Genomic DNA, 15,954 nt, shown 5'->3' with positions numbered 1-15,954 from the left:
ATGAGCCTCCTCCGTATTCGAAACCTGAGCGTCGAATTCTCGACCTCGACCGGCATGTTCCGCGCTGTCGACAGTGTGGATCAAGACGTCGCGAACGGCGAAATACTTGCCATCGTGGGCGAGAGTGGATCGGGTAAATCCGTGTCCATGCTGGCGCTGATGGGCCTGTTGCCGTGGACCGCCAAAGTAACCGCCGACGAACTGTCCTTTGACGGGCACGACCTGCTGAACATGAGCGGTCGGGAACGCCGCCGAATCATTGGCAAAGACCTTGCCATGATCTTTCAGGAGCCGATGTCGTCGCTGAACCCCTGCTTCACCGTGGGCTGGCAGATCAAGGAAGCCCTGCGCAAGCATCTGGGCATGGATCGCGCCGCGCGCCATAAGAGAGCGATCGAACTGTTTGAACAGGTCGGCATCCCTGCGCCGGAAAAGCGGTTGTCGTCGTTCCCCCACCAACTCTCGGGTGGCATGAACCAGCGTGTGATGATTGCGATGGCGATTGCCTGCAAACCCAAGCTGCTGATCGCGGACGAACCCACCACCGCGCTTGACGTGACCATTCAGGCGCAAATCCTCGACCTGCTGACTTCCTTGCGCGAAGACAGCGGGATGGGGTTGGTTCTGATCACCCACGACATGGGAGTGGTCGCGGAAACCGCGCATCGCGTCAGCGTTCAGTATGCCGGTCAAAAGATCGAGGAACGTCCCGTCCGCGACCTGTTCCGCGCCCCGCACCACCCCTATTCGGACGCCCTGCTGCGCGCACTGCCAGAACGCGCCACCGAAAAGCGTCTGCCGACAATCCCTGGCGTGGTGCCCGGCCAGTTCGACCGACCCGCAGGCTGCCTTTTTAGCCCGCGCTGCCAGTTCGCGAACGATCACTGCCGTACGGTCTCGCCTGCGCCTTTGGGCGCTGATCTGGGCTATGCCCGCTGTCACTACCCGCTGAACACTGACCGGAGGATCGCGTCATGACCGATGCGCCTGTAATGACCGCCACCCATCTGGCGCGCCACTATGCCGTCGGCGGAGGCCTCTTCAGCAAACCGCAAACACTACGCGCTGTGCAGGACGTGGACTTTGAACTCTATGCAGGCAAGACGCTGGCCGTGGTCGGCGAGTCGGGCTGCGGCAAGTCCACGCTGGCCCGAATGGTCACCATGATCGAGGAACCCACCAGCGGCACTCTGACCTTGGACGGGAACGCGGTGACACCTGACCAGTGGGCGTCCCTGCGGCAGTCGGTGCAGATTGTGTTCCAAGACCCCTACGGATCGCTGAACCCGCGTCAGCGGATCGGGCAAATCTTGATGGAGCCCTTGGTCATCAACCGCCCTGACCTGTCCAAGGCCGAGAAGGAAGATCGCGCCCGCCAAATGCTAAACATGGTTGGCCTGCGCCCTGAACATTTCGACCGCTACCCGCATATGTTCTCGGGTGGTCAGCGCCAGCGGATCGCCATCGCCCGCGCCCTTATGCTGGACCCCAAAGTGCTGGTGCTGGACGAGCCTGTGTCTGCACTGGACCTGTCGATCCAATCGTCTGTGCTAAACCTTCTGACCGATCTGCAGGAACGTCTCGGGCTGGCCTATCTGTTCATCTCGCACGATCTGAGCGTGGTGCGTCACGTGGCCGATGATGTCATCGTGATGTATCTGGGCCGCGCCGTTGAGAAGGGCAGCAAAGAGGACGTGTTCCAGAACCCGTCGCACCCCTACACTCAGGCGCTGCTGTCCGCGACTCCGGTCGCCGACCCAGAACACCACAAAGAGCGGATTAAGCTGACTGGCGAGTTGCCTTCGCCCTTGAATGTGCCCGCGGGTTGCGCCTTTGCCCCGCGCTGCTGGAAGGCCACCGACAAATGCCGCGCGGAACGCCCTGAACTGATGGACGAAACACATCAGGCGGCGTGTTTCTACGCCTAAGGGGATCAAAGGCTCTGTCTGGTCGAGACGCCGTTCAAGACAGAGCCTACCTCACCTACTCAAAGCGCAGTGCTCTGCTGTCTGCCGGCGTCGCTGAAGCGGGACTGTTGCCCAAAGCACCACCATCCGCCTAGGCTAGAGGCACATGCCATATAGCTGCCATTAGGATCCAGAATGAGCGCGTACATTATCGGACAGATGACGATCCACAGCTCCGACTGGATGGAGGAATACTTTTCCAAGATCCCCGCCGTCGTCAGCTCGCACCAAGGCACGTTCAAGGCTCGCGGTGGAAACCCGCAGCGGATGGAGGGGGAGGCACCGCTCCCAGACGCCGCGTTTATCATTGAATTTCCGGATCGCAAGCATGCAGAGGCCTTCTGGAACTCTGCCGCGTTTCAGGAACTTGCGATCCTCAGGCGCACGGGATCTACGTTGAACGCGATGCTCGTTGACGGTGTGGAGTAGCGGCGGGCGTTACGCCCGCACTGCCCCAGTCAGCCGGAAGCGCAGGCCCTCAGGGTCGTACTCCAAATGCGCCTCGCCCTCGAAATAAGAGGGCACGATCTGCTCGATCAAACTTGACCCGAAGCCGCGCCGCGTTGGCTTCTCGACTTGCGGACCGTCCGCTTCGATCCAATCAAATGTAAAGCTGCTGCCCTGACAGCGCCACGTCACCGCAACGCTTCCCTGCTCGTTTGAGAGCGCACCATATTTGATCGCATTCGTCGAAAGCTCGTGGATCGCGAGAGTCATCCCCAATGCCTGCTGCGCGTTCAGGACCATCGGCGGTCCGTCCAGCTGCATTTGCTTTGCCTCTTCTTCATGCGGGACCATTGCTGCGGTGATCACCTCCCGAATGTCGGCTCCGGCAAGGGTTTCACCAGTGAGCACATCCTGCGCACGCGAAAGTGCAGCAAGCCGTGCGCTGATGGCCGCGCGCCCCTCTTCGAGGCTGCTTGCGCCCCTGAGCGTCTGACTTGCAATCGCCTGCACCATCGAAAAGATGTTTTTAATTCGGTGGGTCAGCTCGTCGTTCAAAACCTGCTGCAGGTCTGTCGCGGTCTTGCGGTCAGTGATATCAGAGGCCGCCCCCATCCAGCTCGTGATCTCGCCGTTTTCGTCCAAAAGCGGCACCGCCCGAGACAGAGCCCAGCCGACAGACCCATCGACGCGGTTCACCTTGTGCTCGATGTTGTATGTGTCTTTGGCAGCAATCGCGCGGCGGATTTCCTCGCGGACGCGCTCTCGGTGCTCTTCGGGGATATATTCCTCGAGCCAATTCGCGTTCACTGCTTCTGTGTCCGGTATGAAACCGCCGCCCGAAAGTGTGCCGAGCGCACTCCAGTCTGCATTGATCTCGTAGCGCACCTCGGACGAAGAGCGGATCAACGCGTCGAGCCGCGCAGTGTGCTCGGCGCGCTCTTTGCGCCTGTCGGCTGCTTCGCGTTCCACCGCAATCTGCATCGCCTTGGTGCATTCGGCATTGGCAGCGCTCGCATCAAGCGCCGCGCGAAGCTCCGCAAGCTCTGACCGAAGAGCCAAGTTTTCGGCCGTCAGATCAGCCACGATGTCGCGCTCTTCGGATGGCTCGGTGGAGTTTCGGGGGGACGTCACATCACTGCTTTCTAACCGCGAACAATTCAACGCCTAGTTAAGCACATTGCACGGACATGTCGACAAGCTCGGCCAGGACCACCTCGGGTAAAGAAGGTCGGACAAACCAGTAGTTTGGTTGATTATCGGCGATTTGTCCCGCTTGGTCGCGCACTGCAGCAGTCAGGCACGAGCCTTGGTGGCATTAGTCAGAGCCAGCAGCCGCAACATACAATTCAAAACTTCTCATTGTTCGGTCAAGATAGGCGACAATCATTCTGGCCAGTTCCTCGTGGATCTCACTCCGGCCGCGTCCCCCTGCATCTGCGCAAAGAGGGTCCAGTTCGCCCTCGTTCTTCAGAATGTCAGCGCCGCGCTCGGTGCATTCTGCTAGAAAGCTGAAGTGGGTGGCATCGGGCACGAACAGGTGTTCTGCATTCGGAATGACCCCAGACGCTGCCAATGCATGAACGCCCGAAGGTACGCTTTCTTTCGTCCCTAGGTTGATCACGAAGAGCGGGATCTGAATATTCTCCAAGCTTTGCTCAGTGATCGTGCTGATAATCCCTGGGTCCACGATCACACCAGCTTTGATCCGCGCATCATGCAAGTCTTGCGCTGCAGGTGTCAGATCCATCTGATGCAGGTCGATTCCAAAGCGGCGCAGGAATGCGCAATCGGACATCCCGTGATCGCCCGCATCGCAGAACCCCTGCAAGCGGTCAGGATCGACGCGCGCGCCTGACACGGCCAAGGCCGTATACCCACCTGCCGAGAACCCAACCACAGCGATTTTATCGAAATCAATATAGGAAAACTCTTCCTGATGATCCGCCATGTGATCCAGCACTGCTGTGACGTCTTGCGGACGCTCCCAGACTCGAACGGCCGCTTCTGCACTGGCGTTCCCGCTTGTCGTACCGGGATGATTGGGCAGCACAACCACAAACCCTTTCTCTGCCAGCGCCGACGCGATCCAACCGAACTGTCCTGCATTTCCACCTGCCCCATGCGAAATGACTACCAAGGGGAACTCTCCCTCGCGCCTCGGCGCTTTGCGACCTGCCGGAGTGCCAATAAACACGCCGTTCCCGCCGACAGTCACGACTTTTCCGCCCGGGCGGGCTGGATACCAGATATCGAAGGAGACATGCGACTGACGGGCGGGCGCATAGGCCTTGCCATGTGTGACCCCGACATTTCCCTCGTAGGTGGGACGCAAGGCTTCGTATCCGGCCCAGCAAATCGCAACTGCAGCACATGCCGCCGCAGAAACCTCGGCCACTTTTTTGAGTTTGAACATCCACTTTCCTCTGAGGTTCTGGATTGGGTCTCGCGGCGACTGGCGCGCATTGCGCACGGCTTACTTCAGCGAGTTGAACCCGATCAGGTTGCCTTCGGTGTCCTGCGCCAAGGTTACGTAACCGTATTCCCCGATGGAAAACTTTGGCCGTATGATTTGGCCGCCCGCTGCTTCGATCCGCGCTTGCTGCGTCGCGCAATCTTCGACAGAAAAATAGATCTGTGCGCCACCCGGCCCCGGTTTGGCGTAGGGCGCTTTGACCAGAGCGCCTGCCGCGCCATAGACCCCCATGTCGGCGACAAAGCTCTTCATTTCGGTCTCGCCTGTGGGGTCTTTCATATCCTCCATCTCGGCTCTTAGTACCGTCTTGTAGAACCCCTCGGCGCGTTCCATTTCGCTCACGTAAATGTCGAACCAACCGACCGCATTCATCTGTGTCATGTCATTTCCCCGTGCGTTTGACCCGTTCCCCTGCTGCGTAACCACTCAAACGCTAGGCGGCAGACAACATTTGAGAAATCCCCGCAATTGAGGGGGCTCGGGACGCGTGGCCCTAGATCAGACCGAGGCTAATGGCTTTGGACACAGCCTGAGCGAGCGTGACGCAGTCCAGCTTCACGCGGGCATCTTTCAGATATCCACGCACAGTGTGGCCTGACAAACCAAGAATAATGGCAATGTCCGTGTGAGCTTTGCCCTCTGCCGTCCATCGCAAGCACTCCACCTCGCGAGGTGTCAGCTGAGGGAATGTTTCGCCATCCACATAAATCTCTGCCAGAGCCACGTTGTGCATTGCCTGCGCCAGTGCAATCAGATCATCGCGCATCGCGGGGAGATGCGCGTCCCACGTTGTTTCACCTCTGGCGTCATGCGCGTTGAACGACAACACCGTGCGGCGGCCAACGGCATCGACGTGCCGCACGCTAAAGCCTGTCTGGCCTAAGCCGTGCTTCACAGCCTGCGCCATCATCTCGGCTTGCCCCTCATGCGGCGTTATCTTGGACCAGCAAAACGGACCTTGGATCTGCTCGGCCATGTGCAAGACAGGGTCGATACGCACGTAGTCATTCAGCAGGTAGCGGCTCACCCAAGCGTCGGGGTAGTTGGTGCGGACGTAAGGCTTGTTCTGTGCATCCTCACCCGAGCGAAAGAGGTGGAGCGTCACAAAATCCACTTGATATGCACTGGCGATCCTACGAACCGCTTCCTGCACCCTGCAGCCGGTCAAGTTGATGTCTTCCGCTTTCACCTCAGAATGCTCCACGAACAAGGGCCCCGAACCACACGTATAAGGGTAGTGCGCGATGTATGGAAATGCTCTTGTTTTCAGGAGGGCACAGCGCGCCCGCAGCGCGTCCTTCAGGGCGGAACGCAGCCTTCGGGCCCCGACCACCAAGGTCATGTTCGCCGTCGCCGGTCCCATCACTTCCATCACTTCCATCCGGAGCCTCGGTTCAAGAGTAGCGATTGGCGAGTTCTTTCAGCTGGTTCATCTACAGGAAATCAAAAGCAATCAGTAATTGTATCGCGGTATCCGTGGATGCCAGAAACCACGATAGCCCCACATCACGACATCGAACCCTTCCTTATTTATATGGCTATTTGGCACAAGACATGGTATCCACACGCAACCATAGCGTGTCAGGAGAGTCGAATGGACATCCACCAAAGGGCAGACTCTTTGCGCGCTCTGATCGTGCGCCTTCACAAGCACGAGGGGGCACGTCTGTTGAATGCGCAATGGCGCGGACAAGTTACCGCGCAGCAGAAATCTTTGGCGCGTGTCAAACGCGCACGCAAGATGCACCTCGCGATGATAGACGCCGCAGTGGCCGAAATACCGGGTCCAAAGTCCCTAGATGCGGCCAGACAACAGTTCGCGACGCTGCAACTGGATATCGCAGAGGCCATCCTCAAGGAACACAACAGCGTTGAGAACCGACTTGAGAAGATCCGAGAGTATTCAGACGGTCTGAATAAGCAGCGGCAGACCCTCGAGCGAATTGGACACTCCTCGGCCGCTGACGCGAGCGGAGCCCTCCAAGAATGGCTTGATCGGGTGGAACAGGTCAAAAACTTCTTTCTCGAACTCGCCACCAACAAACTCAAATATCAGCAAATCGCGGTAGAGTTCCTGACGGGCAAGACCCAACTCTTCCTCGTCAAATACATCTCGAAGGCAACAGGCAAGGTCGCTTCGCTCGTAGCATCCAAGTTAGGAAAGGCGTTGCCAGACGCCCAAGAGATCGCAGCGCTCCGCGCCTATCTCTTCACCGAGAATTTCTCTGACGCAACCAAGGCGCCAAAGTGGCTTCGGGCGCTCGATGATTTTATCTCTGCCAAATGGTTTAAGTATGGCGTGCCGCTCATCGAAGTGGTCACCACGTTCTTTAGCGAGATGGCCACCAAAGGCAGTTGGGCCAACGCAGTCGCCAAAAGCTCTTTGGTGGCTGGTTTTACGATTGCAACAGTTGCGGCTGAGGGCGCTATTAGTGCCGCTGTCACCTCTACCCTTGCCACTATGGGCGGCGCGCTGACCGGGTTATTCTCCGCCGCTGCAGCGACTGTCGAAGTGCCACCTGTTGCCGTGGCTCTGGTTGCTGCAGGCATCGTCACAGCGGTGGGCATGGGGCTTTACAAGATGTTCGACGTGATCGTCGCGTCTCTATTCGGAAACCTAACGGTCAGCCCCTCAATGCGCTTGCCGATGTCGACCAGCACCTACGCTGAGATGAGCCATACGATGTCGTCTGAGATGGCCACGTCACTGCTGCCTGATTAGTCACTTCATTTTTTCACGTACCCGCCAAAGGAGCACGCACTCTACTGATACGGCGCTTTCCAAGCAGCCAGATCGACAACCACATTCATTTGATTTTCTTGCGCCATAGGAGCTTTCAATGCCCGATTTCGTGTTCGGTACGCCGATTTTCTACGAGCAATTCAAGTCCAATCTAGCGGTCACTCATGACGACCCCGAAAGCCTTGACGAAGACGATGTGTGCAAACTGATGGCGCAGCAAGCAATGCGCGCGAAAGACGAGACCGTCAACGAGGCGATCAAGCAACTCAATGGGATGAAGGAAGACTGGGGTACCGGTGTGTCGACGCGTGTGATGGTCTATAACGGACTCGGTGTGCCGCTGAAATTTCGCTCCAAGCATGACGATTATGGCTATTGGTCAGCGAACACGCTCGCTGAGAGGATCGAGGTTGGGCAATGGTCCATCGGGTTCCATCACAAGACGCACGGGGCGGCATCGGGGTCCTGCGGAGTCGTCGGCTATGACTTGCTGGGATATGGTCATGATGACGTCTTGATGGTCGGCTTTTCGACGCCATGGGGCAGTAAATCGTCCTCTGCCCTTTGCAAGGTCATGACCGCCAAGAAGTGGGCTCCGACGCCGTGGAGCGATGTCATGAACTGGATTTACGATTCCGACCTTCGGGGGACAGAAAACTTTGGCCGTGCGTCTGTTCGATACGAAACCCAAGACGACTCTTCGCCCACTCTGGAGGTTGTCGTGACGCGCAGCGACATCGGGCTCTGACCGTCCTGTCGGACATCATCGCTGTTCAGGGTCGCACGCATGCGATTTGCTCGCGACAGTTTGGATTTCGATGCGCAAGAGATTTGGCCTTGGAATGAGATCGTTTTTTCGCAACCAGATCTATCTGCTTTGGGGTGTGCTGCCTGTCCTGCCCCTCGGGGTTGCCTTGCTGGCTCTCGAAACACTCCACGGGAACGCGGGCTTGCTTGCGCTCGAGACCACACCGCTTTTTGTGGGGGCGGACAGCGATCTGCGTTTGCTCAGCGGGCTACTGGTCTATTCGGCGGTTGGACTGTTTCACCTGACTGTGTGCCTTGTCATCGGCCTTTGGGCTATCGTGCGATTGCTTGCCCAACCGCGCCGGATTATCGCGAGAACGGCGGTCGTTCTAGGGTTGTCGCTCGGTGCCTGTGTTCTAATGGGATATGGCGCGCGGCAAGAGGGCCTTGATGGTGCTCTGTTCCTGACCTACCGAAACATCTGTGCGGTCATTAACGCTGCCGACCTTGGATCAAACTTCTTGCCCACGAGTTGCACCAGCGCAGGAGTTAGCTTGCTCGCTTGGATTGCGCTTCTGCCATTGATCGCGGGCATCTTGGCGACGGGCTTCGTCTCTGCGCTCGTGAGCGCGGGGATCGGCGCATCGGAAAGCGACGAGGAGGGGCTAAAGCGCACCGCATCGATTTTGAAAGATGCCTTTCAGGCCAATGTCGTTGTTTTGGTGACCAGTGCAGTCACCCTTTCGCTATTCTTTAAATTGCCACTCAGCATTTTGCATGCGGATGCGACAGCTGCGTTCAGCGGATACGGATCAGCCCTGACCCTGTTCTACGGTATGATTTTCACGCTCACCCTCCTTGCGATCTTTGCGCCAGCGCGGCTTCTGCTGTTACGCGCAGCCCGCAGCAAGGGAGATGATACATTGAACGCATCCTTGTCGGACGTGCTTGGTGACAAGGATATGCGCCAGCGGTTTTTGAGCTTTCTGCTCGCCCTGTCCCCCCTGCTGGTCGGAGCCGCAAGTCCGCTACTTGAAGCTTTCGTGGGCATGCTGTGAGCAACGCAGCTCAGGCTCTGAACCCCACGCAGCGCCCCTAGGTCCGACTGATTAGCTCGCTAAATCACAGATACAGAAAATGCTGCACCGCAGGATGCGCGTGCAGCAAATTTGATAATCTGAAATTATCACAACAAGAAAAACATACGATTATATTTTATCACCACCAATGCATACTGTCCGCATCAAGGCGCTTCAAAAACGATTCTAAAGTTGCTGGAACTTTAGGCGGCCGAGGCCACTTTTTATTGAAAACCAACGTGAATGACTCGGAGGAAAGACAATGGACGGCAACGCACCGATGACTGGCAAATGCCCGGTGATGCATGGGGGCCAAACCTCGAACGGCAATTCCGTCACCAGCTGGTGGCCGAATGCTCTGAACCTCGACATCCTGCACCAGCATGACACCAAGGTTCAGCCCTTTGGCCCGACCTTCAACTATCGCGAAGAGCTGAAGAAGCTGGACGTCGAGGCGCTGAAGCAGGACCTCCGTGATTTGATGAAGGACAGCCAAGACTGGTGGCCCGCCGACTGGGGCAGCTATGTCGGTATGTTCGCGCGGGTCGCATGGCACGCGGCTGGTTCGTACCGTCTGGCCGATGGCCGCGGTGGTGGTGGCACCGGCAACCAGCGCTTTGCGCCGCTGAACAGCTGGCCCGACAACGTGAACACCGACAAGGGCCGCCGTCTGCTGTGGCCGATCAAGAAGAAGTACGGCAACAAGATTTCGTGGGCCGATCTGATGATCCTGTCGGGCACCATCGCCTACGAAGTTGCGGGCCTGAAGACCTTTGGCTTTGCCTTTGGCCGCGAAGACATCTGGCACCCCGAGAAGGACGTCTATTGGGGCGCTGAAAAAGAATGGCTGGCACCGTCGGACAACCGCTACGACGACGTGACCAAACCAAGCACCATGGAAAACCCGCTGGCCGCTGTGCAGATGGGTCTGATCTATGTGAACCCCGAAGGCGTGAACGGTCAGCCCGACCCCATGGCAACCGCCGCACAGGTCCGCGAGACTTTTGCCCGCATGGCCATGGACGATGAGGAAACCGCAGCCCTGACCGCAGGCGGCCACACTATCGGCAAATGCCACGGCAACGGCGACGCGGCGAACCTGAGCGCCGATCCCGAAGCGGCTGACGTCGAATATCAAGGCATCGGCTGGATGAACACCAAAGGCCGCAGCGTTGGCCGCGATCAGGTGGTGTCCGGTATCGAAGGCGCTTGGACCAAAAACCCCACCCAGTGGGACATGGGCTGGTTCGACATGCTGTTCGGCCACGAGTGGGAACTCAAGAAGAGCCCCGCAGGCGCTTGGCAGTGGGAGCCTGTCGACATCAAGGAAGAGGACATGCCGGTCGACGTCGAGGACCCCTCGATCCGCCGCATGCCCATCATGACCGATGCAGACATGGCTATGAAGGTGGACCCCGCTTATAACGCGATCTGCCAGAAGTTCATGGCGGACCCCGAGTACTTTGCGGACACCTTTGCGCGTGCATGGTTCAAGCTGACGCACCGCGACATGGGCCCCAAAGCACGTTTTTTTGGCCCCGATGTGCCCCAAGAAGACCTGATCTGGATGGACCCCATCCCCGAAGGCACCACCGGCTACGACGTTGCTGGCCTGAAGGCCGCCATCGCCGCCAGCGGCCTGACTGTGGCGGACATGGTGAACACCGCTTGGGACAGCGCTCGCACCTATCGCGGGTCTGACATGCGCGGCGGCGCAAACGGCGCCCGCATCCGTCTGGCCCCGCAGAAGGACTGGGAAGGCAATGAGCCCGAGCGTCTGGCGCGTGTCCTGTCGGTGCTGGAGCCCTTGGCCGAGCAGTTCGGTGCAAGCGTCGCGGACACCATCGTGCTGGCCGGTAGCGTCGGTGTCGAGATGGCAGCGAAAGCCGCAGGGCACGACATCGAAGTGCCCTTTGCCCCCGGCCGAGGCGACGCGACCGCAGAGCAGACTGACGAGGACAGCTTCGAACCGCTGGAGCCCATCCACGATGGCTACCGCAACTGGCTGAAGAAGGACTACATCGTCTCGGCCGAAGAGATGATGCTGGACCGCACACAGCTGCTGGGTCTGACCGCGCACGAGATGACTGTTCTGGTCGGCGGTATGCGCGCCATGGGCACCAACTACGGCGGCACCAAGCACGGTGTCTTCACCGACCGCGAAGGCGCACTGACCACGGACTTCTTTGTGAACCTGACCGATATGGCCAACACATGGCACCCGATCGGTGATGGCACCTACGAAATCCGTGACCGCCAAACTGGCGAGACCAAGTGGACCGCCAGCCGCGTGGATCTGGTGTTCGGGTCAAACTCTGTGCTGCGCGCCTATGCAGAGGTTTACGCTCAGGACGATGGCACCGAGCCCTTCCTGAAGGCCTTTGTGGACGCATGGACCAAGGTGATGAACGCAGATCGCTTCGATCTGAAGGCGTAAAAATATTCCCGGCCCGTGAGAGCGGGCCTCGAAATCCCCAAGGGCGCGGCTTCGGCTGCGCCCTTTTTGTTTCAATCTCCCTGCACAGCGCGGACTGATTTCGCCCGAAATCCCGCAAAATCCCGCTTTTTCTGTAACACCCATCACGGAACGCCCATTGGCCATAACGGGGGTGTGAGCGCCGTAACGAACGGGCCGCTCTCTGCGAACTGATCAGTGAAGGGCAACGGAGAACGCCCTTTGATTTAGTGATGGAGAGCTAAAAATGACCGCATTGAAAAACAACATCGTTCTGGGTGCTTCGCTGGCCTGTACTCTGGGTGCCATGGCAGCCATTCCTGCGCACGCGGCAGAAGACGGCATGGAGAAATGCTTTGGCGTGGCGCTGGCCGGCCAGAACGACTGCGCCGCAGGCCCCGGCACCACCTGCGCCGGCACATCGAAAGTCGATTATCAGGGCAACGCATGGAAGCTGGTCCCTGCAGGTACCTGCGTCAGCATGGAGCTGCCTTCGGATGACATGGGCAAATCGCGCATGGGCTCGCTCGAGGCTCTGACCCGCGACATCCCTGCCTAAGACGCGCTTGGGGGCGCTTCCCAACAGCGCCCCCCTTTCTTCATTTGCCCCAAAGGTATTGCCATGACCGGACTTCCTGCATCTGTCGGCGTCGGCTTCAAGCCCGACCATTTCACCGCCATCCGCAACGACGCGCGGCGCGTGGACTTCTTTGAAATCCATGCCGAGAATTACATGGGCGCTGGCGGGTTGCCGCACGCACAGTTGACCGCTCTGCGCGACGACTATGCCCTGTCCGTGCACGGAGTTGGCCTGTCCATCGGCGGACAGCGCGGTTTGGACGCAGATCACCTGCAGCGCCTGAAAACCGTATGCGACCGCTATCAGCCCGACAGCTTTTCCGAGCATCTGGCATGGTCCAGCCACGGGGCCGAATACCTGAATGACCTGCTGCCCCTGCCCTACACACAGGAAACACTGCAGACCATCTGCGACCACATTAATCAGGTCCAAGAGGTTCTGGGCCGCAAGATGCTGCTAGAAAACCCCTCTACCTATGTGCTGTTCGAACAATCTACGATCAGCGAAACCGATTTTCTAAAGGCGATCGTTCAGCGCACCGGCTGCGGGCTGCTGCTGGATGTGAACAACGTCTTTGTGTCCTGCACCAACCATGGCCAAGACCCCTACGACTACATAGACGCGTTCCCGCTGGCATCGGTCGGAGAAATCCACCTTGGCGGTCACAGTACCGAAGAGCTGCCGTCTGGCCCTCTGCTGATCGACGCGCACGGCTCGCCCGTGGCTGATCCCGTGTGGTCCCTGTTTGCCCATGTCATAGGACAGACCGGCGCGCTGCCCACGCTGGTCGAATGGGACAACGATCTGCCCGACTGGCCCATACTGGCGGCCGAAGCCCGCGCTGCTGCAGACATCCTGGCACAAGGAGGGGCACGCCTTGACCTCGCATCATGAAACACTGGCGGCGTTCGACCGCGCCCTGACAGGCGGTCCGCTGCCCACAGGTATCACCGCGCTCGACCCGTCAGAGGCCGAGCAGCGCTTTAACGTCTACCGCAATAACGTGATGGTCAGCCTGACCGAAGCCCTGAACGCCCGCTACCCTGTAATCCGGCGACTGGTCGGTGACGCGTTTTTTGGCGCGATGGCGCGGGTGTTCATCGAGCATCACAAGCCGACCTCGCCCGTCCTTCAGGAATGGGGCAAAGAGTTTGCCATCTTCCTCGACCGGTTCTCGCCGCTAAAGGAGTACCCCTACCTCGGTGATGTGGCGCGGATCGAATACGCGCGCGGTGTGGCCTTTCACGCAGCAGATGCCGAGCCGATCGCAGCCAGCACGCTGACCAGCGCCAACCCAGAAACCTTGCGCATGGGGCTGCATCCGTCGGTCCAAGTTCTAAAACTGCGCTATGCCGCAGTGTCGATCTGGACACGCAATCAGCCCGGCTTCGAAACGCACCCCATCGGCCACAGCGGTGAAATCGCATTGGTCCTGCGCGACCGCATTTTCGACGTGCCCGTCGCAGCAATTAGCCCTGCCGAAGCTGAGATGATCGAAGCCCTGCGCATGGGGCGCCCTCTGGCCTCTGCCGCCGCGTCGGGATCGCTCAAGGATCCGATGTTCAATCCGCAACCTTTGCTGGTCAGTCTGATGCAGGCCGGCGTGCTGACCGAAGAGAGCCCCAAGATATGACACCGATCACCAAATTGAACGCGCTTGGAGACCGTATTCCTGCATCCATCACCGCTCTCGCCTTGCGCATTTTTCCCGCTGCGGTGTTCTTGCAATCAGGCCGCACCAAGGTCGAGGGGTTCTCGATCAAGGACAGCACGTACTTCCTGTTTGAACACGAATACGCCCTGCCCTTGATCCCCCACGAACTGGCAGCTGTGCTGGCGACACTGGCCGAACACATCCTACCCGCCTTGATGATCATTGGCCTATTTACCCGCCTGTCAGCTCTGGGCCTGTTGGTGATGACCGCGACGATCCAGATTTTCGTCTATCCCAATGCGTGGATCACACATGGGCTTTGGGCGTCAGCCCTGATTGCGTTGATCGCCATGGGACCGGGCCGGATTTCGGTGGACCACAAGTTGGGGCTGGATCACGCGTGACACAGACAGCTTTACTCGCTCTCTCTGCCAATTGCGCCGCACGGCCCGCGCCGTATACTCGGGCCAAACTGGGCGGCACGCGCGCGGAGGAAAAAGTGTCCCAACCGGACGAACTCGCAGAGCTGTTAAGACGCGCGAATGCCGGGGACGGTCCGGCCTTTGCCCAGTTCCTGCGCCGCATCACGCCCGCGATACGGACCGTCATCCGCGCCAAAGGTAGCAGCCTGCCCGAACACCAGCACGAAGATATCCTCCAAGAGGTTCTGCTGGCAATTCACCTCAAGCGCGGCTCATGGAAAGAGGGGACGCCCGTCAAACCATGGGTCTATGCGATCACCCGCTACAAGGTCGTGGATGCCTTTCGCCGCCGGGGCGCTATCATTCACGTGCCGATCGAGCCGTTTTCCGAAACGCTCGAGGATCTGTCGGCCGCTGTACCGCTGGCGGGCAAGGACGCTGAATACATGCTGAGCCATCTGGACGGGCGCGGCGCAGCGTTGGTGCGATCTATGACCCTCGAAGGCGAAAGTGCAGAAGACGCAGGCGAAAAGGTGGGGCTCTCGGCCTCGTCGGCGCGGGTTGCCTTGCACCGCGCCCTAAAACAATTGGCACGTATCGCCGAAAGGACAAAGAATTGACAACTCCTCAGGACACTGACGCGTTCATCGCCTCGCTCGCGGCGCGCCCGACGCCTGGACCACTGGACCTGCCACGCGCGGCTGGCTGGATCGGCGGGGCCTTTGCCGTGGGCCTAGGCGCAGTGCTTGGCTCACTCGGGATCCGTCCAGATCTTGGGGCGGCCCTTCAAGACCCCGTCACGCTGGCGAAAAACGCGCTGCCTTTGTTGTTGGCGTGCCTGGCGCTGCCCATCGCGTTCCTCACCACCCGCCCCGAACGAGACGGTCCTGTTTGGCCGCTCATCGTGCCTGTCGCATTGGCCGCGGGCCTTTTCGTCTTACAGGCCGTGAACACAGCTCCCACCAACTTCCTACCCGAGCTGATGGGCCAGACGGCAGGCGCCTGCCTGATCTCAATTACCGCCATCTCGGCTCTTCCGCTGGTGGTTGGTATTCGCACCCTGCGCCAAGGAGCCACAACTCGCCCAATTCGCACCGGCGCACTCCTTGGCCTCGCGATAGGCGCACTGGCTGCGGCGGGCTACGCTCTGCACTGCGACGAAGACGCGCCGCTGTTCTACGTCACATGGTACGGTATCGGGATATTGATCAGCACCGGGATCGGTGCGTTGGCGGGCCACAAGTACTTGCGCTGGTAAGAATAACCCCAAGCGAAAACACAAAACGCCCTCGCAGATTGCGACGGGCGTTTTTTGTATTTGAGCGTGTAGCGCAGAACAAATGGGATCCCACCACTGCGCGAGCCAAGCGGGTAACATTTTATGTTC

General features: G+C 59.2%; 17 protein-coding genes. 13 read left to right on the top strand and 4 right to left on the bottom strand.

Translation table 11 applies throughout. The features are described from left to right. From N4A58_RS18160 to N4A58_RS18150, 3 genes are all read left to right on the top strand, one after another. Entirely contained in the window at positions 1-978 is a 978-nt protein-coding gene (locus N4A58_RS18160) for an ABC transporter ATP-binding protein (protein ID WP_293712311.1), read from the top strand. Then, positions 975-1,928: an ABC transporter ATP-binding protein gene (locus tag N4A58_RS18155; protein ID WP_293712309.1), complete on the top strand. Its 954-nt coding sequence runs from the start codon at positions 975-977 to the stop codon at positions 1,926-1,928. Before N4A58_RS18160 ends, N4A58_RS18155 begins: the two co-directional genes overlap by 4 nt. Positions 1,929-2,102: 174 nt before the next feature. Continuing rightward, positions 2,103-2,396: a DUF1330 domain-containing protein gene (locus tag N4A58_RS18150; RefSeq protein WP_293712306.1), complete on the top strand. Its 294-nt coding sequence runs from the start codon at positions 2,103-2,105 to the stop codon at positions 2,394-2,396. Positions 2,397-2,405: 9 nt separating this feature from the next. Here the strand turns inward: N4A58_RS18150 and N4A58_RS18145 are convergent, their stop codons facing one another. The 4 genes from N4A58_RS18145 to N4A58_RS18130 form a co-directional block, all read right to left on the bottom strand. Continuing rightward, on the bottom strand, positions 2,406-3,545 hold the full coding sequence (locus tag N4A58_RS18145) for an HWE histidine kinase domain-containing protein (RefSeq protein WP_293712303.1): 1,140 nt from the start codon (positions 3,543-3,545) through the stop codon (positions 2,406-2,408). A gap of 184 nt (positions 3,546-3,729) precedes the next feature. Next, positions 3,730-4,827 carry an alpha/beta fold hydrolase gene (locus N4A58_RS18140; RefSeq protein WP_293712300.1) on the bottom strand — a complete coding sequence of 366 codons (1,098 nt, stop codon included), beginning with the start codon at positions 4,825-4,827 and terminating at the stop codon, positions 3,730-3,732. 60 nt (positions 4,828-4,887) lie between these two features. Continuing rightward, positions 4,888-5,268, bottom strand: a complete 381-nt coding sequence (locus tag N4A58_RS18135) for a VOC family protein (protein ID WP_293712297.1) — start codon at positions 5,266-5,268, stop codon at positions 4,888-4,890. 112 nt (positions 5,269-5,380) lie between these two features. Beyond that, a complete protein-coding gene (locus N4A58_RS18130) occupies positions 5,381-6,268 on the bottom strand; it encodes an autoinducer binding domain-containing protein (RefSeq protein ID WP_293712294.1) in 888 nt (295 codons plus the stop codon). Between the two features lie 213 nt (positions 6,269-6,481). Here N4A58_RS18130 and N4A58_RS18125 point away from each other — a divergent pair, with 213 nt between their 5' ends. From N4A58_RS18125 to N4A58_RS18080, 10 genes are all read left to right on the top strand, one after another. Then, positions 6,482-7,609 (top strand): hypothetical protein, encoded by a 1,128-nt coding sequence (locus N4A58_RS18125; protein WP_293712291.1) that lies wholly within the window; start codon positions 6,482-6,484, stop codon positions 7,607-7,609. Between the two features lie 118 nt (positions 7,610-7,727). Continuing rightward, complete coding sequence (locus N4A58_RS18120) at positions 7,728-8,378, top strand: hypothetical protein (protein WP_293712288.1); 651 nt, start codon at positions 7,728-7,730, stop codon at positions 8,376-8,378. A 94-nt stretch (positions 8,379-8,472) separates the two neighbouring features. Continuing rightward, positions 8,473-9,435 (top strand): hypothetical protein, encoded by a 963-nt coding sequence (locus N4A58_RS18115; protein WP_293712284.1) that lies wholly within the window; start codon positions 8,473-8,475, stop codon positions 9,433-9,435. Between the two features lie 283 nt (positions 9,436-9,718). Then, positions 9,719-11,893 (top strand): catalase/peroxidase HPI, encoded by a 2,175-nt coding sequence (katG, locus tag N4A58_RS18110; protein WP_293712281.1) that lies wholly within the window; start codon positions 9,719-9,721, stop codon positions 11,891-11,893. 325 nt (positions 11,894-12,218) lie between these two features. Beyond that, on the top strand, positions 12,219-12,470 hold the full coding sequence (locus N4A58_RS18105) for a DUF2282 domain-containing protein (protein ID WP_092464819.1): 252 nt from the start codon (positions 12,219-12,221) through the stop codon (positions 12,468-12,470). 63 nt (positions 12,471-12,533) lie between these two features. Continuing rightward, positions 12,534-13,385 carry a DUF692 domain-containing protein gene (locus tag N4A58_RS18100; RefSeq protein ID WP_293712278.1) on the top strand — a complete coding sequence of 284 codons (852 nt, stop codon included), beginning with the start codon at positions 12,534-12,536 and terminating at the stop codon, positions 13,383-13,385. Continuing rightward, positions 13,369-14,124, top strand: coding sequence for a DUF2063 domain-containing protein (locus tag N4A58_RS18095; RefSeq protein ID WP_293712275.1), 756 nt, complete (start codon positions 13,369-13,371; stop codon positions 14,122-14,124). The genes N4A58_RS18100 and N4A58_RS18095 overlap by 17 nt, the downstream gene beginning before the upstream one ends. Next, positions 14,121-14,549, top strand: a complete 429-nt coding sequence (locus N4A58_RS18090; RefSeq protein ID WP_293712273.1) for a DoxX family protein — start codon at positions 14,121-14,123, stop codon at positions 14,547-14,549. The genes N4A58_RS18095 and N4A58_RS18090 overlap by 4 nt, the downstream gene beginning before the upstream one ends. A 95-nt stretch (positions 14,550-14,644) precedes the next feature. Further along, the gene (locus N4A58_RS18085; protein ID WP_072705261.1) at positions 14,645-15,187 is read left to right on the top strand and encodes a sigma factor; all 543 of its coding nucleotides are present in this window, start codon (positions 14,645-14,647) and stop codon (positions 15,185-15,187) included. Next, positions 15,184-15,825 carry a DUF1109 domain-containing protein gene (locus N4A58_RS18080; RefSeq protein ID WP_293712267.1) on the top strand — a complete coding sequence of 214 codons (642 nt, stop codon included), beginning with the start codon at positions 15,184-15,186 and terminating at the stop codon, positions 15,823-15,825. The genes N4A58_RS18085 and N4A58_RS18080 overlap by 4 nt, the downstream gene beginning before the upstream one ends. Positions 15,826-15,954: the final 129 nt, after the last annotated feature.

The sequence above is a fragment of the Donghicola sp. genome (assembly GCF_025210255.1).
GTDB lineage: Bacteria > Pseudomonadota > Alphaproteobacteria > Rhodobacterales > Rhodobacteraceae > Donghicola > Donghicola eburneus.
Note: the sequence above shows the minus strand (reverse complement) of the source record. Positions and strands in the feature narration are given on the sequence as shown.